At 74.3% G+C, this 26,861-nt stretch carries 23 protein-coding genes; 19 read left to right on the forward strand and 4 right to left on the reverse strand.

What is annotated here, in order from left to right; all coding sequences use genetic code 11:
* Window positions 1-57: 57 nt before the first annotated feature.
* On the reverse strand, window positions 58-1,677 hold the full coding sequence (locus ACFCY7_RS07525; RefSeq protein WP_376482200.1) for a peptidoglycan-binding protein: 1,620 nt from the start codon (window positions 1,675-1,677) through the stop codon (window positions 58-60).
* A 792-nt stretch (window positions 1,678-2,469) separates the two neighbouring features.
* On the opposite strand from ACFCY7_RS07525, the gene ACFCY7_RS07530 reads away from it, so the two are divergent.
* From ACFCY7_RS07530 to ACFCY7_RS07585, 12 genes are all read left to right on the forward strand, one after another.
* Window positions 2,470-4,050 (forward strand): phage tail sheath family protein, encoded by a 1,581-nt coding sequence (locus tag ACFCY7_RS07530; protein WP_376482202.1) that lies wholly within the window; start codon window positions 2,470-2,472, stop codon window positions 4,048-4,050.
* A gap of 62 nt (window positions 4,051-4,112) precedes the next feature.
* Complete coding sequence (locus ACFCY7_RS07535; protein ID WP_017242133.1) at window positions 4,113-4,556, forward strand: phage tail protein; 444 nt, start codon at window positions 4,113-4,115, stop codon at window positions 4,554-4,556.
* On the forward strand, window positions 4,556-4,975 hold the full coding sequence (locus tag ACFCY7_RS07540) for a hypothetical protein (protein WP_017242134.1): 420 nt from the start codon (window positions 4,556-4,558) through the stop codon (window positions 4,973-4,975). Before ACFCY7_RS07535 ends, ACFCY7_RS07540 begins: the two co-directional genes overlap by 1 nt.
* Window positions 4,972-5,124, forward strand: coding sequence for a DUF6760 family protein (locus ACFCY7_RS07545; protein ID WP_266900549.1), 153 nt, complete (start codon window positions 4,972-4,974; stop codon window positions 5,122-5,124). The genes ACFCY7_RS07540 and ACFCY7_RS07545 overlap by 4 nt, the downstream gene beginning before the upstream one ends.
* A 124-nt stretch (window positions 5,125-5,248) precedes the next feature.
* Entirely contained in the window at window positions 5,249-8,263 is a 3,015-nt protein-coding gene (locus ACFCY7_RS07550; RefSeq protein WP_376482205.1) for a hypothetical protein, read from the forward strand.
* Between the two features lie 67 nt (window positions 8,264-8,330).
* Window positions 8,331-8,768, forward strand: a complete 438-nt coding sequence (locus ACFCY7_RS07555) for a phage tail protein (protein WP_376482207.1) — start codon at window positions 8,331-8,333, stop codon at window positions 8,766-8,768.
* 1 nt (window position 8,769) lies between these two features.
* A complete protein-coding gene (locus ACFCY7_RS07560) occupies window positions 8,770-9,510 on the forward strand; it encodes a LysM peptidoglycan-binding domain-containing protein (protein ID WP_376482209.1) in 741 nt (246 codons plus the stop codon).
* Window positions 9,507-11,321, forward strand: coding sequence for a VgrG-related protein (locus ACFCY7_RS07565; protein ID WP_376482211.1), 1,815 nt, complete (start codon window positions 9,507-9,509; stop codon window positions 11,319-11,321). The genes ACFCY7_RS07560 and ACFCY7_RS07565 overlap by 4 nt, the downstream gene beginning before the upstream one ends.
* 13 nt (window positions 11,322-11,334) lie before the next feature.
* Window positions 11,335-11,733, forward strand: a complete 399-nt coding sequence (locus ACFCY7_RS07570) for a GPW/gp25 family protein (protein WP_376482213.1) — start codon at window positions 11,335-11,337, stop codon at window positions 11,731-11,733.
* Between the two features lie 6 nt (window positions 11,734-11,739).
* A complete protein-coding gene (locus tag ACFCY7_RS07575; protein WP_376482215.1) occupies window positions 11,740-13,725 on the forward strand; it encodes a putative baseplate assembly protein in 1,986 nt (661 codons plus the stop codon).
* On the forward strand, window positions 13,722-14,291 hold the full coding sequence (locus ACFCY7_RS07580; protein WP_376482217.1) for a phage tail protein: 570 nt from the start codon (window positions 13,722-13,724) through the stop codon (window positions 14,289-14,291). Before ACFCY7_RS07575 ends, ACFCY7_RS07580 begins: the two co-directional genes overlap by 4 nt.
* Window positions 14,292-14,296: 5 nt before the next feature.
* Window positions 14,297-15,763, forward strand: a complete 1,467-nt coding sequence (locus tag ACFCY7_RS07585) for a hypothetical protein (RefSeq protein WP_376482219.1) — start codon at window positions 14,297-14,299, stop codon at window positions 15,761-15,763.
* Between the two features lie 132 nt (window positions 15,764-15,895).
* On the opposite strand, the gene ACFCY7_RS07590 is transcribed toward ACFCY7_RS07585, so the two are convergent.
* Together ACFCY7_RS07590 and ACFCY7_RS07595 are read right to left on the reverse strand one after the other, a co-directional pair.
* Window positions 15,896-16,660, reverse strand: a complete 765-nt coding sequence (locus tag ACFCY7_RS07590) for a GntR family transcriptional regulator (protein WP_376482221.1) — start codon at window positions 16,658-16,660, stop codon at window positions 15,896-15,898.
* 35 nt (window positions 16,661-16,695) lie between these two features.
* On the reverse strand, window positions 16,696-17,463 hold the full coding sequence (locus ACFCY7_RS07595) for a GntR family transcriptional regulator (protein WP_376482223.1): 768 nt from the start codon (window positions 17,461-17,463) through the stop codon (window positions 16,696-16,698).
* Between the two features lie 175 nt (window positions 17,464-17,638).
* On the opposite strand from ACFCY7_RS07595, the gene ACFCY7_RS07600 reads away from it, so the two are divergent.
* The 6 genes from ACFCY7_RS07600 to ACFCY7_RS07625 all read left to right on the forward strand — a co-directional run bounded on the left by ACFCY7_RS07600 (window position 17,639) and on the right by ACFCY7_RS07625 (window position 25,098).
* On the forward strand, window positions 17,639-18,922 hold the full coding sequence (locus tag ACFCY7_RS07600; protein ID WP_376482225.1) for an extracellular solute-binding protein: 1,284 nt from the start codon (window positions 17,639-17,641) through the stop codon (window positions 18,920-18,922).
* A complete protein-coding gene (locus tag ACFCY7_RS07605) occupies window positions 18,919-19,818 on the forward strand; it encodes a carbohydrate ABC transporter permease (protein WP_376482227.1) in 900 nt (299 codons plus the stop codon). Before ACFCY7_RS07600 ends, ACFCY7_RS07605 begins: the two co-directional genes overlap by 4 nt.
* Window positions 19,815-20,648 (forward strand): carbohydrate ABC transporter permease, encoded by an 834-nt coding sequence (locus ACFCY7_RS07610; RefSeq protein ID WP_376482229.1) that lies wholly within the window; start codon window positions 19,815-19,817, stop codon window positions 20,646-20,648. Before ACFCY7_RS07605 ends, ACFCY7_RS07610 begins: the two co-directional genes overlap by 4 nt.
* A gap of 9 nt (window positions 20,649-20,657) precedes the next feature.
* Entirely contained in the window at window positions 20,658-22,178 is a 1,521-nt protein-coding gene (locus ACFCY7_RS07615; protein WP_376482231.1) for a beta-N-acetylhexosaminidase, read from the forward strand.
* Window positions 22,175-23,605 carry a cellulose binding domain-containing protein gene (locus ACFCY7_RS07620; RefSeq protein WP_376482232.1) on the forward strand — a complete coding sequence of 477 codons (1,431 nt, stop codon included), beginning with the start codon at window positions 22,175-22,177 and terminating at the stop codon, window positions 23,603-23,605. The genes ACFCY7_RS07615 and ACFCY7_RS07620 overlap by 4 nt, the downstream gene beginning before the upstream one ends.
* A 125-nt stretch (window positions 23,606-23,730) precedes the next feature.
* The gene (locus tag ACFCY7_RS07625; RefSeq protein WP_376482234.1) at window positions 23,731-25,098 is read left to right on the forward strand and encodes a hypothetical protein; all 1,368 of its coding nucleotides are present in this window, start codon (window positions 23,731-23,733) and stop codon (window positions 25,096-25,098) included.
* 46 nt (window positions 25,099-25,144) lie between these two features.
* Here ACFCY7_RS07625 and ACFCY7_RS07630 read toward each other — a convergent pair whose 3' ends face one another.
* A complete protein-coding gene (locus ACFCY7_RS07630) occupies window positions 25,145-25,549 on the reverse strand; it encodes a hypothetical protein (protein WP_376482235.1) in 405 nt (134 codons plus the stop codon).
* A gap of 171 nt (window positions 25,550-25,720) precedes the next feature.
* On the opposite strand from ACFCY7_RS07630, the gene sigJ reads away from it, so the two are divergent.
* Window positions 25,721-26,698: an RNA polymerase sigma factor SigJ gene (gene sigJ, locus ACFCY7_RS07635; RefSeq protein ID WP_376482237.1), complete on the forward strand. Its 978-nt coding sequence runs from the start codon at window positions 25,721-25,723 to the stop codon at window positions 26,696-26,698.
* Window positions 26,699-26,861: the final 163 nt, after the last annotated feature.

Here is a 26,861-nt window from a genome sequence, read left to right on the forward strand (position 1 = left end):
AGGGGGCCACCCGTGCGGGTGGCCCCCTCCTTCGTACCGAACGTCGGCGTCAGGCGGTCACATGACGCTGCCGCCGATCAGCTTCTTCAGCGTCTCCCCGTCGACCGTGCCGGTCGCAGGCAGTCCGACGGCCCTCTGGTAGTCCTTGATGTGGACGGCGACGTTGTCGTTGTACTTGGTCGTCTTCGACGTGTTGTTGCGGAAGTGGTCGATGCCGTACTGGGCGTTGAGGCGGGCCACCTGGAGGTCGTGGTCGTCGAACTCGCGGTTGTACGCCCACCAGAACGCCGCCATCAGCTGGGTGGTCTGCCAGGTGGTGGTGCCGTACTTCACCTGCTCGACCCTGATGCCCTGGGCCCACAGGGAGGTGAGGGTGGCCCGGTTGAGGGTGCCCTCGGCGTCCGTCTTGTAGATCGCGGCGGAGTTCCTGCCGTTCTGGATCCCGTCGTTGTAGACGGCGCGCTGGTAGCAGACGAGGGAGGCCTTCGTCTGCGCGTCGATCACGCCGCGGGTCCAACCCGGCTTGAGGTCGCAGGCGTTGTCCAGGGCCGCGAGCCGCTCCTGGGCGTACTCGACGACAAGATCCCTCGCGTCACCCTGGCGCCACGGCGGGAGGGTCTTCGTGGGGGCGGGCGGTGCCGGGGGCTGCTCGCCGCCGCTGCCGGGGTCCGTACCGCCCTCGGTGGGCGTGCCCGGGTTCTCGGCTCCGCCGCCGCCGGTCGGGCCGCCGCCCTGGTCGCCGCCCCCGCCGCCGCCGTCGGCCGGCGGCGGCGGACCGCCGTCGGCGAGGGGCGGGGGGCCGCCGGGCGTCGGGCCGCCGGGCGTCGGTCCGCCGGCCCCGTCGGACGGCGGGGGCGCCTGGGGAAGTTCGTCCCCGTCGCCCTGCGGCGCGGGCCTGGGCGCTCCGCTCGCCTGGATCTCCTTCGCGGCGCTGACGATCTTCGGCGAGAAGTTGAACCAGAGCACGACGAAGGCGATCACCGCGGTCAGCAGGAGCCCGCCGACCACCACCAGCCAGTTCCCGAAGACCGGGCGCTGGTCGAACGTGGCGTCGAGGTCGAGCGCGGTGTCGTCACCTGCCCGCCGTACGGCCACGGTGAAGCGGTGCTGCTCCTCGGCACCGGTCCACCGCACGGCCTGCGGCCGCACCACGAGTTCGCCGAACGCGGCGCGTCCCGGTGCGATCTGCACGGCGTTCGGCCGTACGTCGAAGGTGAGCCGGTTCGCCTCGTCGCGCACCACGAGCGATGCCGTCAGCGGGGTGTTGCCCAGGTTGTCCACCGCGATCCGCGCCCGGCCGCGGAAGCGGCCGAACAGCGCGGGCGGCAGCACTTCCGCGCGCGTCTCGGTGAAGGGCGTGACGGTCAGCCGGCCCTCCAGCACGTCGCGGGCACCGGAGTTCTCCCGGGGGTCGACGCGCACGCCGTACGCGAGCGGTCCGGCCTCCACGTCCGAGGAGCGCGGCGGCGCGAACGAGATCTCGGCGGTCCCCTCGCTTCCCGGGTAGAGGCGGAGGACGTCCGGCTCCACCCGGGACCAGCCCGAGGGTTTCCCGACGAGGGAGAGCCGGTACTCCTCGACGGTGTCCCCGGTATTGCGCACCCGCAGCCGGGCGGAGGTCCGGGCCCCTGGCTCGACGGTCACATCGGCCGGGTCCAGAGAGGTCCACATGGTCATGAGCGCAGGTTAGGGGGGCGAGGATGGTGTCCGGCTGCCCGAAAGTCCCGGCTCGGGGGCAGCGCTGCCTGCCCCCGCGCCCGCACGGGGCCGTTCGGCTCGGGCAGGGGCCCTCTTCGGTGCACCCGCGGCCCTCCGGCGCGACGGCGCACCCACACGACTCTGCCCGTTCGTCCCTCCCGCCTTGCCCTTCGGTACCTCGCTCCCTCGTCGGCGGGCCGTCGTGCGGGGAAGGCCCCGCCGCCCGGGTGCAGAGGGGCAGTCCCGTGCGGGAGGACGAGAGCAACGCGTCGACAGGAGCACAGCACGGCCGGAGCCCGGCCCGCAAGACCCCGCCCGCGCTCCGGCGCTCCAGGGCGGGGCCTCTCCGCCCGCCGGACGACGCGGCGCACGGCGACCCGAAGGGCAGGCTCGGACCCGGGTCTCCCCCTGCCCCACAGGACCGTCACCGCGGGCCGGCCCGCGCCGGTCGTCACCGACGACCACCGCCCGGCGCGGATGTCGCCGACGGCCGCCGCCGCGACCGGCCGTCTCCGGCCCCGTCCGTGACGGGCGCGGGCGACGCCGCCCCGGCCCGACCTGCCGGACCGGGCGTCGGGCCCGGGACTTTCGGGCACGTCGTCCTGCCCTCGTGCCCGCCCCTTCACTCCTCCTGCCGCGCCCGCCGCCGGGGGAGAGTCGACCGTGTCGGAGCGCCCTGCAGCGACGACGCCGACGCCTGTGCCTCAGCCGTGAACCGCCGCGCCCCGGCGGCACCGGCCGATCGACCCCACCAACGAGGAGCAACCGACCGTGCCCACCTATCTGTCCCCCGGTGTCTACGTCGAGGAAGTCGCCAGCGGCTCCCGTCCCATCGAGGGCGTCGGCACCTCCGTCGCGGCGTTCGTCGGGCTGTCGCCGACCGGGCCGCTGAACGAGCCGGTGCTGGTCACCAACTGGTCCCAGTACGTCGCGTCGTTCGGGGACTTCACGGACGGGTACTACCTCGCCCACTCCGTGTACGGGTTCTTCAACAACGGCGGCACCGCCGCGTACGTCGTACGGGTCGGCGGCGGCGACGCGGAGGGCGCCACGCGTGCCGTCGGTGCGGCCGCCCCGGCCGTGCCGGAGCTCGTGGCCGGTGAGGCCGTCGCCCTGGGCACGTTCCGGGTCGCCGCCATCGCGGCCGGCACCGAGGCCGGCGGCGCGCTCACGGTCGAGGTGCAGGACGTGGAGGGCGAGGCCGAGCGCTTCAAGCTGGTCGTCAAGGACGGCGAGAAGGTCGTCGAGAGCTTCGACGCGTCGGCCAAGAAGAGCGCCCGCAACTACGTGGTCGCGCAGGTCAAGCAGCGCTCGAAGACCATCGTCCTGGAGGAGGCGGCCGCCGGGGCGCAGCTCGCCAAGCCCGACGCGCAGTCGGTGACGCTCGCCCCGCCCGCGCAGGTGCCCGCGCCGGCGGCGGCGCAGGCCGCCGGGTCCGCCGCGCTGGAGTCCGGGCAGTTCATCGGCGACTCCGCCGACCGCACCGGCTTCGGTGGCCTGGAGGCGTTCGACGAGATCAACATGGTGGCCGTGCCCGACCTGATGGCCGCCTACCAGCAGGGGCTGATCGACCTGGAGCAGGTCAAGGCCGTCCAGCTCGGTCTGATCGCGCACTGCGAGATGATGGGCGACCGGATGGCGATCCTCGACCCGCCGCCGTCGCTGAACGCGCGGGACATCCGCAAGTGGCGCCAGGAGATCGCCGGTTACGACTCGCGGTACGCGGCGCTCTACTACCCGTGGATCAAGGCGTTCGACCCGGCGAGCGGGCAGACGCGGACGGTTCCGCCGTCGGGCCACATGGCCGGCGTCTGGGCCCGCAACGACTCCGAGCGCGGTGTCCACAAGGCCCCCGCGAACGAGATCGTGCGCGGCGCGGTCGACCTGGAGCTCCAGATCACGCGCGGCGAGCAGGACCTGCTCAACCCGATCGGCGTGAACTGCATCCGGGCGTTCCCCGGCCGCGGCATCCGGGTGTGGGGCGCGCGGACCCTGGCGTCCGACCCGGCCTGGCGCTACCTGAACGTCCGGCGCTACTTCAACTACCTCGAGGAGTCGATCCTCGTCGGTACGCAGTGGGTCGTCTTCGAGCCCAACGACCAGTCGCTGTGGGCCCGCATCCGCCGCAACATCTCGGCCTTCCTCGTCAACGAGTGGCGGCAGGGCGCGCTGTTCGGCCAGCGCGCCGAGGACGCCTTCTACGTGAAGTGCGACGCGGAGACCAACCCGCCGGAGTCGGTCGACCTCGGCCGCGTGGTCTGCGAGATCGGCATCGCCCCGGTGAAGCCCGCCGAGTTCGTGGTCTTCCGGCTCGCGCAGTTCCAGGGCGGCGGCGGCGAGCTGGAGGAGTAGTCCTCCGCACCGCTCCCCCCTTCCACCCAGCCGAACCCCTCTCATGAACAGGAGTGACCCGCATGTCCCTCGACACCGGTGACGCCCTCACTACCCACAATTTCGGCCTGCAGATCGACGGCGTCATGGTCGAGACCCTCCAGGAGATCAGCGGCCTCTCGATGGAGCAGGACGTCATCGAGTTCCAGCAGGTCTCGGCGGACGGCAAGCCGATCATCAAGAAGCTCCCCGGCGTGAAGAAGGCCGGTGAGTGCACGGTGACCCGCGGTGCCACGCAGTCCGCCGCGTTCACCGAGTGGATCTCGTCGTCCATCGCCGGCGACATGGGCTCGGCCCGCAAGGACGCGTCCATCATCTTCCTGGACTACCAGCTCAGCGAGGTCAAGCGGTACAACCTGCGCAACGCCTGGTGCACCAAGGTCGAGCTGAGCGCGACCAAGGCCGGCGACGCCGCCGCCCTGACCGAGCAGGTCACCATCACCTTCGAAGAGTTGACGCTCGGCTGATGCGACGCGAGGGATCGGCGGGAGCGCGGCACGACCGCGCGGAGGAGCCGCTGCGCACGGAGTTCGAGTTCGAGCTGCCCCGGGGCTTCGTCGACGAGGCGGGCACCGTGCACCGCAGCGGGGCGATGCGGCTGGCCACGGCCAGGGACGAGCTGCTCCCGCTCCGGGACATCCGGGTCCGCGAGAACCCGGCGTACCTGTCCGTGGTGCTGCTCGGCCGGGTCATCACCCGGCTCGGCACGCTCCCGTCGGTCCACGACGGGACGGTGGAGAACATGTTCGCCTCCGACCTGGCGTTCCTCCAGGACTTCTACCGGCAGATCAACGCGGAGGGCCACACCCGGGCCGCCGTCGCCTGCCCGCACTGCGAGCAGTCGTTCGAGGTCGAGCTGGCCGGGAGCCGCCTGGGGGAATCGTGACGTACGCGGCCGACCGGATCGAGGAGGAGACCGCGTACCTCGCCTTCCACTTCCACTGGGGCATGGACGACATCCTCGATCTGGAGCACGCGGACCGGCGGAAGTACGTGGCGCAGGTCGCGTCGCTGGTGGAGCGGTCGCAGGCGTGACGGCATGACGACGTGACGGCATGACCGCGTGACGAGATGACCGCGTGACGAGATGACGACATGAGCGCTTGACGGCATGGCGAGAAACGGCAGTACGGGAAGCGGGAGGGAGGAGAAGGTGGGCATGTTCGGGAAGTGGCGGGGCCGGAAGTCGCACGGCGCGGAGGCCGGCACCCCCGCGGAGGGCGCGGCTCCCACCGCCCCCGCGGCGGCGCCCGGGGACGCGTGGCGCGGACTGCCGCCCGTGCAGCGGGTGCTCGACGCGCCCCGCACCATCGCGGAGCACGGCTTCTCCACCTCCCTCGCAACCCACTGGAACCCCTCGTTCCAGAGCGACCTGGGCCACGGCGCCCTCCCGGACGCGCCCGCCGGCGTCCTCCTCGACGCGGTCCGGCCCGTCCCCGGGTCCGGTACGGGTCCGGCGGGCGGCGAACTGCCCGGGCTGCGGCTGCCGGTGGCGGGCGCAGCCGGATCGGCCGCCGACCCGGCTCCCCGTCCCGACGGCGCGGCCGGGACCGCGCCCGAGGGCCCGCGTGCGGGTGGCGGGGCGGCCGTGCAGCGCGCGGCCGGTGCTCCCCGCCCGGTACGGGGTGGCGGCGGGTCCGGCGCGCCCGCGCCCACCGACGCGTCGCGTTCCGTGCCGCGGCCGGTGCAGCGCGCGGCGGCCGTACGGCCCTCCGGGGCTGCTCCCGACGTCAGGAGCGGTCTCGACGCGGCCGCTCCGACGGGCGGCGCCGCCGTCCGGGGCCCCGTCCGGCCCGCGCCCGCACGCCGTTCCCCGCTGGTCTCCGCCCGGCCGGCCGAGCCGTCGCGCCGCCTGGTCCCGGCGGGTTCCGCCCGGAACACGGCGCCGTCCGCGCCCGGTTCGGGGACCGTCCAGCGCGCGGCGACGCCTCCGGGTACACCGGAGCGCGCACTGACCGCCGAGACCGGGGCGACGCCGGCCGGCTCGCCCGACACCGCCGCACCGGAGCCCTCGGCCTCCGGTCGGCCCCAGAACGTCCCGGGCCCTGGTTCCCCCACCGGGCCCGGGACTCCCTTCGGCGCGCCCGACGCTCCGGTGCAGCGCCGTCCCCCCGTACGCCGTTCCCGTCGCGCTCCGGGCGCCGACTGGACCACGACGGCGTCCACACCGCCGCCGGCCGCGGCGCCCGCTCCCGAGCCGAGTGCGGCGCCGGCGGCCCCGGCCGCCCGGCCCGGCCTCGGAGCCCCCGTGCAGCGCGCCGCCGCCGACGGCGCCACGTCACCGGCTCCTCGCGCGACCCCGGCACCACGACGCTCGCCGATCGGCGCGCCGATCACGCGCACGTCCGCGACCCCTGACTCCGCTCCCGCCGCGCCCTCGCCGGTCGGCCCCGGCGGTGTCCCCGGGCCGGGGTCCGTCCAGCGTGCGCCGAAGGCGCAGGACTCCCCGGGAACGGCTGCCGCGCGCGGCGAGAACACCCCGCCGGCCCCCGTCGCGCCCCGCCCGGCCGGGCCGGGCCCGTCGGCCGCCCCGCAGCCTCCGGCCCCTCCGTCGGGCCGGCGCTCCGGCGCCGCCGACGGTGCACCCGTCCAGCGCGCCACCGCTCCGGTTCCGCCCGCCCCGCGCGCCGAGCCCGGCACGGCGTCCGCCCCGCGCACGCCGGCGCCCCGGAACCCCACCGTCCAGCACACCGCGCCACCTCTGCCGGTCGCGCCCTCGGGTCGCCCCGGCACTCCGGCGACCCCGGGGACGCCCGCCTCCCGGACCCCCGGCGTCCAGCGCGCCACCTCGCCGCTTCCCGTCGCTCCGCCGGAACGGCAGTCCACCACCGACCGGCCCGCGTCCCCGGCCCCGCACTCCCCCGCCGACCGCGCCACGCCCTCGGCCCGGCCCGAGGCTCCGGCGGCCCCGCGAAGCCCGGAGGCCCCGAGCCCGCCCGCGGCCCCGACACCCGCCGTCCAGCGCGCCGCCTCGGCACGCGCCGTCACGCCCGCGGCCGAGCCCACGAATCCTGCGGCCCCGACGCCTTCGTCGTCCGCTGCCCCGGCCTCTCCGCGCACATCTCCCCCGGCGGCGCCGACCACCCGGCGTTCCACCCCTCCGGCTCCTCCGGCCGCCGGGCCCGCGACCCCGGCGTCCTCGACGATGCCGACGACCGCCCCGGCCCAGAGCCCCGGCGTCCAGCGTGCGGCGACTCCCGCCACACCGCCCCGGGCCGCCGTGACGCCCCCGAGCACCCCCGGGACGCCGCCGGGCGCGACCGTCCAGCGGGCGACCGCGCCGGTCGCACCCACGCCGCCCGCCGCCACGAGCCCGGTCAAGGCGCTCCCCGTCGTGCAGCGCGCCCCGGTCGCACCGACACCGCAGAGCGCCATCGGCTCACCCGGTGCCTCCGGCGTCCCGGCGCCTCCGGTGCGTCCGGCGGTCCCGCACGCATCGACGACGCCCGACGCGAGCACGCCCGCGCGGCCGTCGGCTTCCACGTCCGCGCCCGCCTCGGCAGCGGTCGGAGCGCCCAGGCCGCTCGTCACCGTCATCGACGTCCCCCGGGCCGTCGCTCCCGCCGTGCAGCGGCGCGCCTCGCTTCCGCTCGCGACCACCCGGCCGCTCGCGCCGAGCCTCCCGGACGCGGCGGGCGCCCCCGTGCCTCCCGCTCACAGCGGTGTCCCGGCGACGCCCCTGTCCCGTCCCGTGTCCGCTCCGGCCGAGCGGCGGAGCCCCGCACCCGTGCAGAGGGCGACCGCCGCCGGTGCCGAAGCGCGTCCCACCGCGGTGCCCGTCGTCCCGATCGCCCCGCCCGCCGCCGTACGGCCCGTGGCCCGGCCGGTCGCCGTCCAGCGGCAGGCCGCTCCGGCGGTCGCCCCGCAGGCACCCGTACCGGCGGCGCCTCCCGCCGCGGGCGTCCCCGTGGTGACGCCCGCGCCGCTGCAGCGCACCACGGCGGCCCCCGCCGCGGCGCCCCGGCCGCCCCGGCCGGCCACGGTGACGCGTACCGCGCCGGCCGTGCCCTCCGTACAGCGGACCGCGCACACGGGCGGTGGGGCCGAAGGGGAATCGCCGACGCAGCTGGACGAGTTGGCCCGTCGGCTCGTCACGCCGCTGTCGCGGCTGCTGCGCGCCGAGCTGCGCGCGGACCGCGAGCGGGTGGGGCGCCTGAGAGACCACGGCCACTGACCGGACACCGACCCAGACCGTACGAGGCCGCCGCCGGCCGACACCGACTACCCGAGAGACCCGCATCATGCCCACGCAGCTGGACCCCGCATCCACCGTCTTCTTCAAGCTGACGATCGACGGGCAGGACCTCGGCCTGTTCAACGGCTGTGACGGGCTGTCGTCCGAGGTGGAGGTGGAGCAGCGCCACGAGGGCGGGAACAACGGCTTCGTGTGGCAGCTGCCGACGCGGGTCACGTTCTCGACCATCCGCCTGACGCGCCCGCTGACGCCGGACACCGCCAAGGTCGCGGCGTGGATCTCGTCGCTCGCGACGGGCATCACGAGGCCGACCGCGCAGATCGCGGCGCTGCGCGCCGACGGGTCGGTGGTGGCGCAGTGGGGTCTGGTGGAGGTGCTGCCGGTGCGGTGGACGGGGCCGACGCTCGACCCGGCGAGTCCGGCGGTGGCGACGGAGTCGCTGGAGATCGCGCACCACGGTTTCACCGACGCGGGAGGCGCGTGAGATGGCCTCGCTCATGGGTGCGTTGGCGGCTCGCGGTCTTTCGCGTGCCTCGCTGTCCATCCATCAGCCGCCGACGGATCTCGGCGGGTCGATGGGGGGCCGGATCGGTCAGGTGAAGTTCCAGTTCAACCCGGACCAGTTGCAGCTCAGCAGGTCCGCGAACTGGCACACCGAGCCGGCGGTGGCGTACACGCGGGGTGCTCCGCCGAAGTTCACGGGCAGCGAGCCCGCGCAGCTCCAGCTCGAGGTGTTCCTCGACCGCTCGGACGACCCGTCGTCGAACGACGTGCAGCAGCAGGTCGAGCTTTTGCTGTCGTGCTGCGAGGTGACCCAGCAGAGCATCGGCGCGAAGGCCCCGTCGCCGCCGTGGGTGGAGTTCTCGTGGGGGTCGTTCTCGACCGTGCAGTTCGTCGCGTACGTGACCTCGGTGTCCGCGACGTACACCCTCTTCAGTCCCAGCGGCATACCCATCCGGGCCACGTGCTCACTGTCGCTCACCGAGGTCGCCACCGCGACCAAGAAGCAGAACCCGACCTCCGGCGCGCTGTCGGCCCGCCGGGCGCACCGCACGGTCGCCGGGGACTCGCTCGCCTCCCTCGCCTGGCGGGAGTACGGCGACGCGACGCGCTGGCGGGTGATCGCCGAGGCGAACGGCATCGACGACCCGATGCGGTTGCGCCCCGGCACGGAACTGCTGCTCCCGTCCACCACAGAAACGCCGGAGACCCAGGGCGCCTCATGAGCGAGAAGACCTTCACCACCGTCCTGCACGTGCAGCTGGACGGCACTCCCCTGCCGGACCCGCTGGCGGTCCGCCTCACCGAGGGCTGGGTGGACGCCAGTGTCAACGTCCCCTCCGCCTTCCAGCTGACGTTCAGCGACAAGGACGGCACCCTCACCGAGAAGTTCCCCTTCCTCAAGGTCGGCGCCATGGCGGTGCTGTCCCCGTTCACCGACGGGCGGCTCGGCGAGCCGATGCTGACCGGCGAGGTCACGGCCGTCGAGGTGGACGCGGCTCCCGGCCACGGCCGGTACCTGATCCTGCGGGGCTACGACCCCGGACACCGGCTGCTGCGCAACCGGCGGGTCGAGGGCTATCCGAACATGACGGCCTCCGACATCGTCCGGAAGATCGCCGGGCTGAACCGGATCCCGCTCGGCAAGGTGGACGCGACGCCCACCGTGTACGAGCTGGCGACCCAGCCGAACATCACCGACTGGGACTTCCTGTCCCGGCTCGCGCGGGAGAACGACGTCCGGCTCTCCCTCGACACGGCGGGCAGGCTGGTCTTCGCCGCGCTGCCCCCGGCGTCGTCCGCGCCCGCCGACACGACGCCGGCGGCGTCGAGCCCGTACGTCCTGGACTTCGGGTCCAACACCCTGCACAGCCGGGTGTCGGTGACGGCCGCCGGCCAGGTGGCGAAGGTCGACGTGCGGGGCTGGGATCCCCGGACGAAGCAGGCGCTGTCCGCTCCGACGCCCGCCGTGACGAGCCGGGACATCGTCTCGGACATCACGCCGGCGCAGCTGTCCGCCTCCTTCGGTCCGGCCGAACTGGCGTCGACGGGAACGCCGTTCACCACGCAGTCCGAGGTGACGCAGGCGGCGGCCTCGCTCGCCGACGACGTCGCCGGGTCGTTCGCGGAGGTGGAGGTCGCGGTCACCGGCAATCCGGCGCTGAAGCCGGGGCAGCCGGTCGCCGTGAAGGGGGCGGGTTTCCCGTTCGAGGGGCGGTACACGGCGACCGGTGTCCGCCATGTCTTCGCGTCGGGGCGGCAGTTCACCAGCTGGCTGACGGTGTCGGGCCGCCAGTTCCGTTCGCTGTACGGGACGGCGTCCGGCGGCGGCGAGCCGGCGCCGCCGATGCCGGGTGTCGCGGTCGCGCTGGTCACGAACACGAAGGACCCGCTGTCACTGGGCCGGGTCAGGCTGCGCTTCCCGTGGTTGTCGGCGACGTACGAGAGCGGCTGGTGCCGGGTGGCGCAGCTCGGCGGGCGCGGGGGCGGCGGGCTGGTGCTCCCCGAGGTCGACGACGAGGTGCTGTGCGCGTTCGACCGGGGTTCCCTGGAGCACCCGTACGTGCTCGCGGGCCTCTACAACGGCGTCGACCGGAACACTCCGGCCACCGACCGGGTGCCGCCCGTCGATCCGACGAGCGGACGGGTGCAGTGGCGTGCGCTGACGTCCCGTACGGGTCACACCGTGGAGCTGCGCGAGGAGGGCGGCCGGACGCGCGCCTCGCACGGCATCCGGCTGCGCACCGCGAAGGGGGCGCTGAGCATCGAGCTGAACGAGGCGCGGACGACCCTGACGGTCGAGAGCGACGGCACGGTCACGATCTCGGGCGCGCGGGGGGTGACGGTGGAGTCGGGGATGGATCTGACGCTTTCCGCCGCGGGGAAGATCAGGATGAACGCGGGGCTCGGCGTGGACATCAAGGCCGGGGCGAAGTTCAAGGTGTCGGCGGTGACCCAGGCCGTCGTCAACGCGCCGTCGTTCGTGACGGCGACCATCCCGATGCCCAACCCCGTCGTGGCGAACCTGCCGTTCTGAGGAGGACCTTCCGTTGAGTGAGCACTTCGTCGGCGCGGGGTGGGCGTTCCCGCTGCGGACCGGCCCGAGCGGGGCCATCGCCCTCGTCCGGCGCGACCGGGAGATCGAGGAGTCGATGCGGCTCGTCCTGGCCACGGCGCCGGGCGAGCGGCCGATGCGTCCCGAGTTCGGCTGTGCCGTGCACGAGTTGGTGTTCGCTCCGGTCAACGACTCGACCATGGGGCGGGTCCGGCACGAGGTGATGTCCTCGCTCGACCGCTGGGAGCCGCGCATCGAGGTGGAGGACGTCACGGTCGCCCCGGCGCCGCTGGAGCCGACCACGCTCTACATCGACATCCGCTACCGGGTGCGCGGCGCCAACAACCCGCGCAACCTCGTCTTCCCCTTCTACGTCATCCCCTCCGAGGACTGAGCACCCATGGCCCTGCCCGCACCCCATCTCGACGACCGCCGCTTCCAGCAGTTCGTCGACGACGCCAAGCGCTACATCCAGCAGGCGTGCCCCGAGTGGACCGACCACAACGTCTCGGACCCGGGCGTCACCCTGGTCGAGGCCGTCGCGCACATGGCGGACCAGCTCGTCTACCGGCTCAACCGGGTCCCGGAGAAGAACCACCTGGCCTTCCTCGACCTGCTGGGCGTGACGCTGTTCCCGCCCGCCGCCGCCCGCGCCGACATCACCTTCCGGCTGTCCGCGCCGCAGGCCGAGCCGGTGCTGCTGCCCACCGGTACCGAGGTGTCCACGGGGCGGACGGAGACGGAGGAGGCGGTCGTGTTCGCGACCACCGCCGATCTGACGGTCGTGCCCTGCGAGTTGACCCACCTGCTGCGCCAGGAGTCCGGGGGCGCGCCCGAGGACCGCTCGCAGGACGTACTGGGCGGTGAGGACGTGTCGGTGTTCTCCGCGCTGCCCCAGGTCGGGGACGTGCTGCTGCTGGGGCTCTCGGCGGCGGTGCCGGACTGCGTCCTGGTCCTGGACCTGGACAGCCGGGTGGACGGCGTCGGCGTGGATCCGCGCCGACCGCCGCTGGTGTGGGAGGCGTGGACGGCGGCCGAGGGCTGGGTCGCGTGCGAGGTCGACGAGGACTCGACGGGTGGCCTCAACAGGCCGGGCGAGGTGGTCCTGCACATGCCGTCGGGGCACGTGTCCTCGCGCCTCGGCGGCCACGAGGCGGGCTGGGTGCGCTGCCGGGTCGTGCCGCCGATCGACGGGCTTCCCTCGTACAGCGAGTCGCCGACCGTGCGTGCGGCCGCCGCGTTCACCATCGGCGGTACGGTGCGGGCGGCCCACGCGGAAGCGGTCCGCAACGAGCAGCTGGGCGAGTCGGAGGGCGTCCCGGGCCAGCGGGTGCGGCTCGCGCACGCGCCGGTCGTGGACCGGCCGCCGCTGCTCCTCCAGGTCGCCGAGCGGGCGGACGGCGCGGACGAGGACGATCCGGAGGCCGGCTGGCAGGAGTGGACGGTCGTCCGCGACTTCGCGTCCTCGCGCCCCGGCGACCGCCACTACACCCTGGACGCGACGACCGGCGAGATCGCCTTCGGCCCCTCCGTGCGCCAACCGGACGGCACGCTGCGCCAGTTCGGGGCGGTGCCGCCCAAGGGAGCGGCGATCCGCGCGCTCCGCTACGGCACCGGGGGCGGCCGGGCGGGCAACGTGGCCCGGGCCACGATCACCGTGCTGCGCAGTTCCATCCCGTACATCGCGCGGGTCGAGAACCGGGAGGCGGCGCGGGGCGGGGTCGACGGGGAGACCGTCGAGGAGGCCAAGGCCCGGGCGCCCATCACGCTCCGGGCGCAGGAGCGTGCCGTCACCGCCCGCGACTACGAGGAGCTGGCGCGGCGGGCGGCGCCCGAGGCCGCCCGGATCTCCTGCCTCGCGGCGGACGTGGCCGAGGCGGGCGAGAACGCGGTGCGCGTCCTGGTGGTGCCGCAGGCGGTGCCGGACCGGGGCGGGCGGCTCCGCTTCGAGCAGCTGGTGCCGGGCGAGGAGCTGCTGTCGCGCGTGACGGGCTTCCTCGACGAGCGCCGTCCCCTGGGCACCCGGCTGGCCGTCGGGCCGCCGTTCTACCAGGGCGTGACGGTGGTGGCGACGCTGCACTCCTTCCGGGCCGCCGAGGCGGAGCGGGTCCGCGCGGAGGCGCTGGACGCGCTGTACGCGTACCTGGACCCGCTGACGGGCGGGGCGCACGGCGAGGGGTGGCCGTTCGGGCGTCCGCTGCGTGCCGGCGAGATCTTCGCGGCGCTCCAGCGGGTGCCGGGCGTGGAGCTGGTCGACGAGGTCCTGCTGCACCCGGCGGACCCGCTGACGGGCCGGCGGGGTGACACGACCGACCGGATCGAACTGGCGCCGTCCGCGCTGCTCTTCCCCTTCGACCACCGCGTCCGCGTGATCGAGGCGCGGTGAGCGGGTCCGCCCGGGGTACGGTTCCCGGGCTCGCGACCCCGTACCCGCTGGGTGCGGCGCTGCCCGCCGTCTACGCGGAGGACGACTTCGGGCAGCGGTTCGTGACCGGTCTGGACGTCGTCCTCGCTCCGCTGTTCAACGTCCTGGACTCGCTGGAGGCGTACTTCTCGCCGGCGCTCGCCCCGGCCGACTTCGTGGACTACCTCGCGACCTGGGTCGGCGCCGAGCTGGACGGCAGCGAGCCGCTGCCGCTGCGCCGGCACGCGGTCGCCACCGCCGTCGCGCTGCACCGGGTGCGCGGCACCCGGCAGGGTCTCGCGGCGGCGGTCCGGCTGGCGTTCGGCGTCCCCGCGGAGATCACCGAGAGCGGGGGCGCGAGTTGGTCCGCCGCTCCGCTGGGCCCGTTCCCGGGGACTCCCGCGGCCGGGCTGCACGTCGTCCTGCGGGTCGCCGATCCCGCCTCCGTGGATCCGCACCGGCTGCGCGCGGTCGTGGCCGCGGCCCGCCCCGCCCATCTGCCGTTCACGGTCTCGGTGACCGCTTCCCGTACCTCCGAAGGAGCCTGACCCCCATGAGTGACGCGCCCCAGACCCGCCCCTGCCCGGACTGCGCGAGCCCGGTGCGGACGGCGGACCAGTCGTTCTGCGACAGTTGCGGAGCGTTCCTGCGCTGGGACACCCCGGCCGGAGCGGCGGCCACCGCCGACCGGCCCGCCCAGGCCGACACGGCGCCCGCCGCGGCCCGTCCGTCTCCGGCGGGAGCGCCCGGCGACGGCCGGTCCGGCCCGACGTCCGACCAGGCATCCGGATCGGAGTCCGGATCGACTCGGGATGCGGTGTCGCCGGAGGGCGCGGGCCGCGCGGAGCCGGGCGCCCCCGCCGGGGCCGGTGCGGCTCCGGACGCCCCGCGCGGCACCGGCGCGCCTGCCGGTACCGAGGTCCCTGGTGCCCCGGACGCTTCGGAGCCGCCCGCCGCCGGCACGGCCGCGTCGGGTGTCGAGGCGTCGGGTGCCGGCACCTCGGACTCCGCCGCACCCGCCGGCCCGCCGGCCGTCGGCCCCGAGGAGGTCACCGCGCCGCTGCCGGCCGTCACGGCGGCATCGGAGGGGCGGGCGCCGACGCCGGCCCCGGCGTCCGCGCCGACGTCCGCAGCCGCGCCCGCCCCCGTACCGGAGGCGAGGCCCGCGTCCGACGGGCCGTCGGACACGCTCGTGCGCGCGCTGCTCGTCCCGGTCCCGGGAAACCGGCCCGCCGAGCCGGCCGTCGCCGCGCCGGTGCTGCCCGCGCGCCCGGAGGCGGCGCGCCCGGCGGTGCGGCCGGCCGAGGCGGCCGTGCCGGTGCAGGGCGGCACGCCGTGCCCGGCCTGCTCGCTCGCCAACACTCCGGGCCGTCACTTCTGCCGCTTCTGCGCGACGCCCATGGTTCCCGAGCGGCTGTCCGACGCCGAGGGCCCCTACGCGGGGCGGCGACCCGGGCTCGCGCGGGACCGCAGCCGGTGGATCGTCCGCGCCCTGATCGCGACGGCGGTGGTGGCCGTGGTCGTCGGCGGGATCGTCGGCGGGCCGCCGGCCGCCCGCGCGGTCCAGGACCACTTCGCCACCCGGGTCCCGGTGCATCCCGTCTCCTGGACCGCCTCGCACTCGGCCGCGAAGCGGGACCCGAAGCTGGCGGGCGACGGCTACTCCAACACCTGGTGGGGCACCGGGTACGCGGGCGACTCGGCCGGGCAGTACCTGGAGGCCGCGTTCGCCGAGCCGACCGATCTGCTGAGCCTGCTGATCACCCCCGGCAGCTCGAAGAACACGACTCAGGCGGACGGGCAGGCGACGCCGCGGACGTTCGACCTCGTGGTCCGGGACTCCTCGGGCGAGACGCACGTCTCGCACCACCGCATCAACGACGGCGGCACCCAGCGCGTCGACCTCCGGGTGCGCGACGCGCTGTCGGTGCGCCTCGTCCTGGCCACGGCGTGGCGGGCGGACCCGCGCAAGCAGGTCGCCGTCGCGGAGCTGGAGTTCTTCGGCAGGTCCGTCTCCTGACGCCCGGGCCCGCGCCGGCGAGGTCCCTCTCCTGACGCCCGGGCCCGCCCCGGGCGAGGTCCCTCTCCTGATGCCCGGGCCCGCCCCGAGGCGGGCGCAGGTCCGTCTCCCGTCGGCCTGCGCCCGCTTCGGTCATTCCACCGTCCCCCACCACGCGCCGCCCCGTGCCGCGTCGGCCGCCGGGTGGTCGGGGGCGGTGTCGCCGAGGGCGAGCCGGGTGACGACGCGGTAGCGGTCGCCGCGGTAGAGCGACCGCACGTACTCGACCGGTCGGCCCGCCGTGTCGGAGGTGACGCGGTCGAAGAGCAGCGCGGGCGAGAGGACGGGTACCTCCAGGAGTGCCGCCTCCTCCTCGCTCAGGACGGTCGGCTCGATGGACTGGACGGCGTGGGCGGTCCGGATGCCGCGCCGCTCGCGCAGGTGGGCGTAGAACCCGCCCTCCATGTCGGCGACGGTGAGGCCGGGCACCAGATCGGCGGGGACGTGCAGCTGTTCCAGGGCGATCGGCGTGCCGTCGACGTACCGGAGGCGGGTGACGTGCACCAGCTCCGCCGCCGGGGAGAGCGCGAGTCGGCGGCCGATGCGCGCGCCGGCCCGTACGGTGCGGAGTTCGAGCACCGTACTCGTCCAGCTGCCGGGGCTGCGGGGAGCGCTCGCCGCGCGGTCGTCGGCGACCAGCTCCTGGGTGATCTTCGCGGGGGCGACGAACATGCCCCGGCCGTGCTCGCGCACCAGCAGGCCGGTGGCGACGAGCTCGTCGACGGCGGCGCGCAGCGTGGGTCGCGAGACGCCCAGGGTGGCGCAGAGGGTGCGTTCGGAGGGGATGGCGTCGCCGGGACGGCGGCCGTCGATCACGGCCAGCAGATGCTCCCGTACCCGCTCCCGCTTCAGTTCCATCCCGTGCCCTCCCCGATGCGCGTCCCCGCCGCAGGTCAGTATGCATCTCCCTCGGTCGACGAGGTGACGAGGCCGTCGCGGGTGAAGTCGAGTCGGGAGACGATCCGGTAGCGGTCGCCCCGGTAGACCGAGTGGACGTACTCGACGGGCCGGCCGGCGGTGTCCAGGGTGAGGCGTTCGATCAGGAGCGCGGGCGAGAGGACGGGAACGTCCAGGAGCGCGGCCTCGTCCTCGCTGACGACGGTGGGTTCGATCGACTGGGTGGCCTCCTGGACGTGGACGCGGTGGTGCTCCCGCAGGTGGTCGTAGAGGTCGCCCGCCTCCAGCTCCTCCGGGCTCAGCGTGGCGCCGACGAGGTCGGCCGGGATGTGCAGGTGCTCGATGGCCATGGGGGCGCCGTCGACGAGGCGGAGCCGGGCGACGTAGAGCAGCTCGGCGGCGGGCGAGAGGCGGAGCCTGCGGCCGATGCGGGCGCCGGCCCGGACGGTGGCGGCCTCCAGGACGGTGCTCGACCAGTCGCCCGAGGCCCGGGGGACGGCGAAGGCCGCGTCGCCCGGGGCGAGTTGCTGGGTGATCTTCGCGGGGGCGACGAACATGCCCCGGCCGTGCTCGCGCACCAGCAGGCCGGTGGCGACGAGCTCGTCGACGGCGGCGCGCAGCGTGGGTCGCGAGACGCCCAGGGTGGCGCAGAGGGTGCGCTCGGAGGGGATCGGGTCGCCGGGGCCGAGGCCTTCGATCAGGCCCAGCAGGTGTTCCCTCACCCGCTCCCTCTTCAGCACCCCGCTGGAGGAGCCGTCCTTCATGCCACTCTCCCTGACTGGTCAACTGGTAAGGCAGATGCTAACCGAACGAGCCGACCTGTCACCGGGTGAACAGCACATGTTTTTCAGGGGATTGACGGCTCCACTGGTCCATGCCACCTTCTGGTCACACACCTGACCACTTGACCAATTGGTCAACTACACATCGAGGTGCCCGTTGAAGATCCGTCCTCCCGCAGGCCTCCTCGCCGGCCCCGCCTCCGGCCCCCTCGCCCTCGTCGCGGCCGTCGCCCTGGCCGCCACGGCCTGCAGCGCCCCGGACGACCCGGCAGCCTCCGGCGGACCGGAGAAGGTCACCGTCTGGATCATGAAGGACAGCGTCACCGACGCGTTCCTCACCCGCTTCCGGACCGGTTTCGAGGCCGAGCACGCGGACATCGACCTCGACATCCAGATCCAGGAGTGGGACGGCATCGGCGAGAAGGTCACCGCCGCCCTCGCCAGCAAGGACGCCCCGGACGTCATCGAGGTCGGCAACACCCAGGTCGCGCAGTACGCGGCGAGCGGCGGCCTACGCGATCTCAGCGACAAGGCAGGCGAGTTGAACGGCGCCGACTGGCTTCCCGGACTCGCCGGACCCGGCAAGGTCGACGGCAGGCAGTACGGCATCCCCTGGTACGCGGCCAACCGCGTCGTCATCTACCACAAGGACCTCTTCGCCCGGGCCGGCATCACCGCGCCGCCGAAGACGCAGGACGAGTGGCTGGCCGTCACCGCGAAGCTCGACGAGGGCGCCACGCAGGGGATCTACCTCCCCGGGCAGAACTGGTACACCCTGTCCGGCTTCGTCTGGGAGGCCGGCGGCGACCTCGCCGTCCAGGACGGCGCCGCCTGGAAGGGCGCGCTCGACACCCCGCAGGCCCTCGCCGGAATGGACTTCTACCGGCGGCTCCAGGCCCTCGGAAAGGGCCCCAAGGACTCCGACGAGGCCAAGCCGCCGCAAGCCGAGGTCTTCGCGAAGGGGGACGTCGCCCAGATCGTCGCCGTACCCGGCGGAGCGAAGATCGTCGAGGAGATCAACCCCGCGCTCAAGGGGAAGCTCGGCTTCTTCCCCGTCCCCGGCAGAACGGCGGACAAGCCCGGCGCGGTCTTCACCGGCGGCTCCGACCTCATCGTCCCCGAGGCCTCCACCCACCCCGACGCCGCCTACCAGGTGGTCAAGGCGCTGGCCGGCGAGAAGTGGCAGACGGACATGGCGAAGACGATGAGCTACGTCCCCAACCGCACCTCCCTCGCGCACGTCATCCAGGACGACGAGGGCACCGCCGCCATGGCCGCCGGCGCCGCACAGGGCCGGGCGACGCCGAACTCCCCGCAGTGGGCCGCCGTCGAGGCCACCAACCCCATCAAGCAGTACATGACCGCCGTGCTCACCGGCACCGATCCCGCACGGGCGGCGGCGACCGCGTCCGCGAGCATCACCCGGACCCTCGGCTCGTGAAGCGACCCCACGGGCCGGACCTCCGGCCCCATCTCCTGATCGCCCCCACCGTCCTCGGCGGCGCCCTCCTCCTCGGATACCCGCTGGCCCGCAATCTGCTGATCTCCTTCCAGGAGTACGGCATGGGCGAGCTCATCCGCGGCGGCGCGGACTTCGTGGGGTTCCGCAACTACCGGACCGTGCTGGCCGACCCCGAGTTCTGGGAGGTCGTCCGGCGCACGCTCTGGTGGACGCTGGTGAACGTCACGCTGATCATGGTGATCGGCACGCTGGTCGCGCTGATGATGCAGCGGCTCGGCCGGCGGATGCGGATCCTGGTGACCAGCGGCCTCGTCCTCGCGTGGGCGAGCCCGGTGATCGCCACCACGACGGTCTTCCAGTGGCTCTTCGCCTCGCGCCTCGGCGTGGTGAACTGGGTGCTCGTCCGGCTGGGGTTCGAGTCCTTCGAGGGCTACTCCTGGCTGGCCGACGGGCCCGCCGCGTTCACCGTCCTGGTCCTGCTGGTGGTCTGGCAGTCGGTGCCGTTCGCCGCGATCACCCTCCACTCGGCCCTGCTCACCGTCCCCGCCGAGCTGTACGAGTCGGCCCGGCTCGACGGGGCCGACGGCCGGCGGATCTTCCGGTCGGTCACCCTCCCCCTGCTGAGGCCGATCTTCGGACTCGTCCTGTGCCTCGAAGTCATCTGGGTCTTCCGGTGCTTCGCCCAGATCTGGGCCGTCACCAAGGGCGGCCCCGGCGAGGCGACCACCACCCTGCCCGTCTACGCCTACCGGGTCGCCCAGTCCCTGCACCGCTACGACCTGGGCGCGGCCGTCTCCACGCTCACCGTGCTCCTCCTCGTCGCCGTGCTCATCGCCTACTTCCGCCAGCTGCTCCGACAGGAGGCCGAACGGTGACCCCGCGCGCCCTGCGCCGAATCCCCCTGAACACCGCGGCGACGCTCGTCTTCGCCCTCGCCGTCTTCCCGGTGTACTGGATGGTCCTCACCGCCTTCCGGCCCACCCGCGACATCCAGTCCGAGACGCCGCGGTTCCTGCCCGGCGCCGTCACCCTGGAGCACTTCCGGCACGCCGTCGCCGCGGACGGCTTCTGGACCTTCTGGCGCAACAGCCTGCTCGTCACCGCCGGGTGCGTCCTGCTCGCCCTGGTCGTGGCGCTGGCCGCCGCGTTCGCCGTGGCGCGGCTGCGCTGGCGCGGCCGGCGCGGCTTCCTGCTGATGGTGTTCCTCGCGCAAGTGGCGCCCTGGGAAGCGCTGCTGATCCCGATGTACGTGATCGCCCGGGACGCCGACCTGCTCGACCGGCTCGCGACCCTCAGCCTGATCTACTTCATGATCACCCTGCCGTTCACCATCGTCACCCTCCGCTCGTTCCTCGCCGGCGTCCCCGCGGAGCTCGAAGAGGCCGCCCAGGTCGACGGCTGCACCCGCGCCGGCGCGTTCCGCCGGGTGACCCTGCCCCTGCTCGCCCCGGGACTCCTGGCCACCTCGCTCTTCGGCTTCATCACCGCCTGGAACGAGTTCGCCTTCGCCAACATGCTGATCATCAAGAACCAGGACGACCGCACCCTGCCCGTCTGGCTCTCGTCCTTCTCCAACGTCTTCGGCACCGACTGGGGCGCCACCATGGCCGCCTCCACCCTCTTCGCCCTGCCCGTCCTCGTCCTCTTCCTGGTCCTGCAGGGCCGGGTCGCCGCCGGGATGACCGGCGGAGCCGTGAAGGGATAACGCACCGCGATGCCCCCGCCCCGAATCGTTCCCGAACCCACCCACCTCACGGTCCTCCCCGGCCGGTTCACCTTCGACGCCACGACGACGCTCAAGGTCACGCCCGGCGCCGAGGGCGCGGCCGACCTGCTGCGCACCCTGCTCGCACCGGCGACCGGCCTGACGCTGCCCGCACGCCCCGACGGCTCCGTCGTCCTGGCCCTCGACCGCGCCCTGACCGGCCTCGGCGACGAGGGGTACGGGCTGACCGTCGGCACCGAGGGGGTGCTGCTGCGGGCCGCCCGCCCGCAGGGCCTCCTGGCCGGCGTCCAGACCCTCCGCCAACTCCTGCCCGTCGAAGCCCTCCTCACGGACCCGGTGCCCGGCGTCGCCTGGTCGATCCCCTGCTCGCAGATCACCGACGTCCCCCGCTTCCCCTGGCGCGGCTCCATGCTCGACGTCGCCCGCCGCTTCCGGCCCGTCTCCTACCTCCGGCGGTACGTCGACCTCCTCGCCCTCCACAAACTCAACGTCCTCCACCTCCACCTCACCGACGACCAGGGCTGGCGCATGCCGGTCGCGGCCCTCCCCCGGCTCGCCGAAGTCGGCGGCCTGCCGCACGGCGGCGCCTACACCCGTGCGGAACTCGCCGGCCTGGTCTCGTACGCGGCGGAGCGCGGCGTCACCGTCGTGCCCGAGATCGAGATGCCCGGTCACGTCCGGGCCGCCCTCGCCGCGTACCCCGAACTCGGCAACCACCCGGGCCGCACCTACGAGGTGTGGGACCGGTGGGGCGTCTGCGACACCATCCTCGGCGTCCACGACGAGGCCCTCGCCTTCTGCCGCACCGTCCTCGACGAGGTGATGGACGTCTTCCCCTCCCCGTACGTCCACATCGGCGGCGAGGAATGCCCCACCACCGAGTGGCACGCCTCCCCGGACGCCCTCCGCAGGGTCACCGCCGAGGGCCTGCCGGGGCCCGACGCCCTGCACGGCTGGTTCATGGAGCGGGTCGGACGCCACCTGCTCGACGCCGGCCGCCGGCCCCTCAGCTGGACCGAGAACGGCGCCGACCTCCCTCGGTACTTCACCGTCATGCCGTGGCGCGACGCCGAGCACGGGCGCACCGCCGTCCGCCGCGGCCACGAGGTCGTCATGGCACCCCACCGCACCACGTACCTCGACTACCCCCAGTCCGCCGGCCCGGCGGAACCGCCCGGCCAGGCCGGCGAGGTCGTCGACCTGCGGGCCGTCCACGGCAACGACCCGGCGCCCGCCGACTGGACCCCCGAGGAGGCGGCCCGGGTCCTCGGCTCCCAGGCCCAGCTGTGGACCGAGTACGTGCCCACCACCGCGCACGCCGAATACCTCACCTTCCCCCGGCTCTGCGCGCTCGCCGAGGTCGTCTGGACCGGCCGCCACGACTGGCCCGGCTTCCGGGAGCGCCTGCGCCACCACCGGACCCGGCTCGACGCCCTCGGGGTGCCGCGCCGTCTTTCCCCCACGATCCCGGCCCCCGGCCGGACCCCACTCAAGGAGGACTTGTCATGAGCGACCCGTCGAGGAACAGGAAGCCGCGGATCCGTGCCGCGCTCGCCGTCGCCGCGGTGACCGGGCTCGGCGCCACCGCCCTCACCGCGCTTCCGGCGGCGGCGGCCGGCGAGGCCGTCACCGTCCAGTACCGGCAGAGCGCCACCGGAAGCGACCAGGTCGAGCCCTGGCTGAAGGTCGTCAACACCGGCACCTCCGGCCTCCCGCTGAGCCAGGTCAAGGTCCGCTACTACTTCAAGGCCGACGCGGGAGCCTCGTACACCTACGCCTGCTCCTGGGCCGTGAAGGGCTGCGCGAACCTCACCGGCACCTTCGGCACCCTCGCCCACCCCACCGCGACCGCCGACCGCTACCTGGAGGTCGGCTTCACCGCCGGCGCCGGTTCCCTCGCCCCGGGCGCGGACACCGGCGACATGCAGCTGCGCTTCCACCGCTCCGACTGGCAGCCGCTGAACCAGAACGACGACTACTCCTTCGGCCCGGCCCAGACCGCCTACTCCGCCTGGTCCAAGGTCACCGCCACCGTGGCCGGCGCACCGGTCTGGGGCACCTCCCCCACCGGCGACGACCCCACACCGACGCCCACGCCGACCGACCCGACCACGCCGCCGCCCACGGGCGCCGCGCTCTTCGACGACTTCGACTACACGGGGCACACCGACCCGGCCGTCAACGCCCACGGCTGGAGCGTGCGTTCCAACGCGGGCGGCCCCGGCGTGCCGGGCGCCACCTGGGCCCCGGAGAACGTCACCTTCGCGAAGGAGGGCACGAACTCGATCATGAACCTCCGGACCTCCACCGCCGGGACCGGCGAGTCCACCCGGCACACCGAGATCCTCACCCGCGCCACGAAGTTCCGGAACGGCACCTACGCGGCGCGCGTGCGCTTCTCCGACGCGCCGCTCTCCGGACCCGACGGCGACCGCGTCGTCCAGACCTTCTTCACCATCAACGACCTCAAGGCCCCCATGGCCGACGACTACGCCGAGTACGACTTCGAGTACCTGCCCAACGGCGGCTGGGGCGAGCCCGCGAACATCCTCTACACCACCTCCTGGGAGACCTACCGCCCCGACCCCTGGGAAGCCGTCAACCAGCACTCCGAGTCCCGGACGAGCCACGACGGCTGGCACGACCTCGTCCTCACCATCGACGACAGCGCCGTCGTCTACTACGTCGACGGCCGGGAGTTCGGCCGGCACGACGCCCGCTACCTCCCCGAACGCCCCATGTCCATCAACTTCAACCAGTGGCTGATCGACCTCGCCGGCCAGACGTCGACCTCCCCGCGCGCCTACGACCAGAAGGTCGACTACGTCCTCCACGTCAAGGACCAGGTCCTCACCCCGGCGCAGGTGGCCGCCAAGGTCGGCGCCTACCGCTCCGCCGGCACCGCCTTCGAGGACACCGTCCCCGCCGCACCGTGACCCCCGAGGGCCCGGTCCCGCACGGGACCGGGCCCCACCCGCCCCGCCCCGGCCGAAAGGGGTGCGCGGCCGCGACCGGGCCGGATACGGTGCCCACGTCGGCACCGGGCGGAGGCAGGGGGGCCATGCGCAGCTACACCGGGGTGCTCATCGGCCACCTCCTCTTCGCCGCCCTGTGCCTCTTCCCGGGCCCGCTCGCCCTCGTCATCGCCTACATCGCCTGGTCCGAGGGCGACGACTGGGCGTGGATCCCACTCGCCGTCGGGCTGGCCGTCTCGGCCGCCGTTCCGGTCACGGCCCACCGGGCCGCGCGCCAGGAGTTCCCCCGCATCACCCGCCGCGACCGGCTGAAGGACACGAGCTCCGGCTACGCCGACGACAGCTTCGTGCTCTGGGCCCCCCGCTCCGAAGCGGGCCCGCCGCAGGCGGAGTTGGTGCGGGCCGACGTCGTCGAGGCGTCGCTCGTCCGGTACGAACCCGACAACGAGGCGACGTTCACCACCTACGGCGGCGACTACGCCCCCGCCGAGTTCACCCCCCTGGTCAGGCTTCGCCTGCGGGTGCGCCGGGACGAGGGAGCGGCGGCTACGGGCCCGTTCGAGGTCACGGACGAGTGGCGGGTGCCGCCCCTCTGCCTGTCGGCGGTCACGGCCGGCCGCCTCGCCGTCTTCGTGGACCCGGCGACCCCCGCGAAGGTCACCCCGCTCTGGCCGCGCAGCGCCCTCCTCGCGGGCACCAGAACCTGCCGCGTGGTCGACCTGGAGGGCCGGGTGACCGATCTGACCCGCCGCTCCGGCCGCCAGCTGGAGCAGATGCGCCTCTCCCGGGCCGCCGGCGGTGTCCCCCTGATCGGCGACACGATCCACCTCGGACGCCTGGACCCGGAGACGGCGGCCCGCTACACCGCCCTCGCCGACCGGTACCGCGCGTTCCCCGAGGAGCAGGCCCCCGCTTCCGAGCCGGGCGAGGAAGACCGCTGGATCACCGACGCCCTCCCGGGCGGCGAAGGGTCCTTCGGCTCCGTCCGCCGCCGCTGGGCCCGGCGCGGCGGCCACCTGGTGCGCGCCCGCTTCCTCCGGATGTCGGGCACCACCACCTTCCAGGTCCACGGCCCGGTCCTGGACACGGTGCTCCGCATCCGCCCGGCGGACGGATCGCCCCCGTTCGACGCGTCCCGCCGGCTCACCGTGCCGATGAACTACCTCGCGGTCCTCAACCACACCCAGGACGTCGTCCTCGTCGCCACCCCCGACAGCACCTCCTTCGTCGTCGACTGGCCCCGCACCAACCTCCTCGCCGGCGTCACCACCGCCCGGGTCGTCACCCCCGACGGCCACACCCTCCCCCTCCCACCCCGCTCCCCCGCCCTCTGGCCCCTCATGACCCTCCTCGCCTCCCACGCCGTCTCCCACCCCACCCCCGTCCTCGACCTCCGCACCCGCCGCCTGCAGCCACTCGCGGGACCCGTCATGGACGTGCTGCGCTCCTGCTGACGCGTCCGCGGCTTTCGTGCGGCGGGCCCGGCACGGGGCGGGGCGGCTACGCGCGGGCGGCGGCGCGGGCCGTCGCGCCGGTGGTCAGCGTGCGGCCGAGCGCCAGGACGCTGAGGCCGAACATGAGGACGCCGAGGGGGACATGGACGGAGGGCACGCGGGCGATGCCCAACACGACCTGCGCCGAGGCGAGTACGAGGAAGCCGGAGGAGTGGAGGATGGGGCGGGGTGAACCGCCGCCAGGCCGCCAGGCGAGGATCGCGGCGATGACGTACAGCATGGTCGCGCCGTACATGACGCGGGCGCCGACGCCGTGGAGCAGCTCGCCGTACGACGTGGACAGCAGAAGGCCCGCGGAGACCGCCTGGAGGAACAGGGTCAGGGTCTGCAGGGCGATCGAGACCCGCAGGAAGGTGTGACTGCGCTGTGCTGCCGTGGTGTTGGTGGCCATGGTGCGGTCCCCTCTTCTGCCTCGCGGCGGTGGATCGGTACGTTCTCGATGGTTCGACGACGCAGGGGCGCGAAGTGTGAGTGAGACGCCGGTCACGTCCACGGGTGAGATGATCATGTCATCGTGCCGGACGTCGGGGCGCGCGAGGAGAACGAGGGAGCGGTCGCGAGCATGAGCACCACAGCCGAGCAGGCGCAGGACCGGCGCGGGCCCGATCCGGGCGAGGTCGTCGTCGGCGAGCGGCGCCACCTCACCAATCTCGCCTATCGGTTGCTCGGTTCGCTGGCCGAGGCCGAGGACGCCGTACAGGAGACGTACACCCGCTGGTACGCGATGACGAGGCGCCAGCAGGAGGCGATCGAGTCGCCCGGTGCCTGGCTGACGACGGTCGCGGGGCGCATCTGCCTGGACGTGCTCGGCTCCGCGCGGGCCCGGCGCGAACGCTACGTCGGGGCGTGGCTGCCGGAACCGCTGCCCGACCGTACGGAGTGGTTCAGCGGACGGTCCGGAGACGGCGGGGCCGAGCCGGCCGACCCGGCCGACCGGGTCACCCTGGACGAGTCGGTGAACATGGCCTTCCTCGTCGTCCTGGAGTCGATGACTCCGGCCGAGCGCGTGGCGTTCATCCTGCACGACGTCTTCGGCTACCCCTTCCCGGAGGTCGCCGGCATCGTCGGCCGGACCCCCGCGGCCTGCCGACAACTGGCGACCTCGGGGCGGCGGCGGGTCCGCGACGCGAAGGCCGCGGCGGCACCCGCGGCGGGCCAGGCCGCCCTGGTGCGGGATTTCAAGGAGGCCTGGGAGGCGAAGGACATCAAGGCCCTCGTCGGCCTCCTCGATCCCGCCGCCACGATGACCGCCGACGGCGGGGGCCTGGTCGGTACCGTCCTGCGCCCGGTCGAGGGCGGTGACCTCATCGCCCAGTACCTGATCCACATCTCCGACAAGGCCCCCGGGCTGACGCTCCTGGAGCGCTCGGTCAACGGCCGTCCCGGGCTGGTCGCGCAGCACTCCGGCACGACCGTGACGGTCGCGGCGTTCGACCTCGACGGCGGACGCGTCACGCGCATCTGGGCGGTCCGCAACCCGGAGAAGCTCCGCCCGTGGACGGAGCCGGGCGGGGTGTCCGGTGCGGAGGGGATCCTGTAGGCCGCGCGGAGGAGCCCGGGTAGGACGGGCGTGGCGGGAGCCGTCGCCGTGGGGACGGCGGCGGGGCCCCGGGGGGGGGGGGGGGAGGGGGCGGGGGGGGGGGGGCGGATTGGGGGGTGGCCCCCCGCGGTGTGTGTGGTTTAAAAAAAATTAGCGGGCGACC

Source organism: Streptomyces sp. NPDC056361 (assembly GCF_042262805.1).
Taxonomy (GTDB): domain Bacteria; phylum Actinomycetota; class Actinomycetes; order Streptomycetales; family Streptomycetaceae; genus Streptomyces.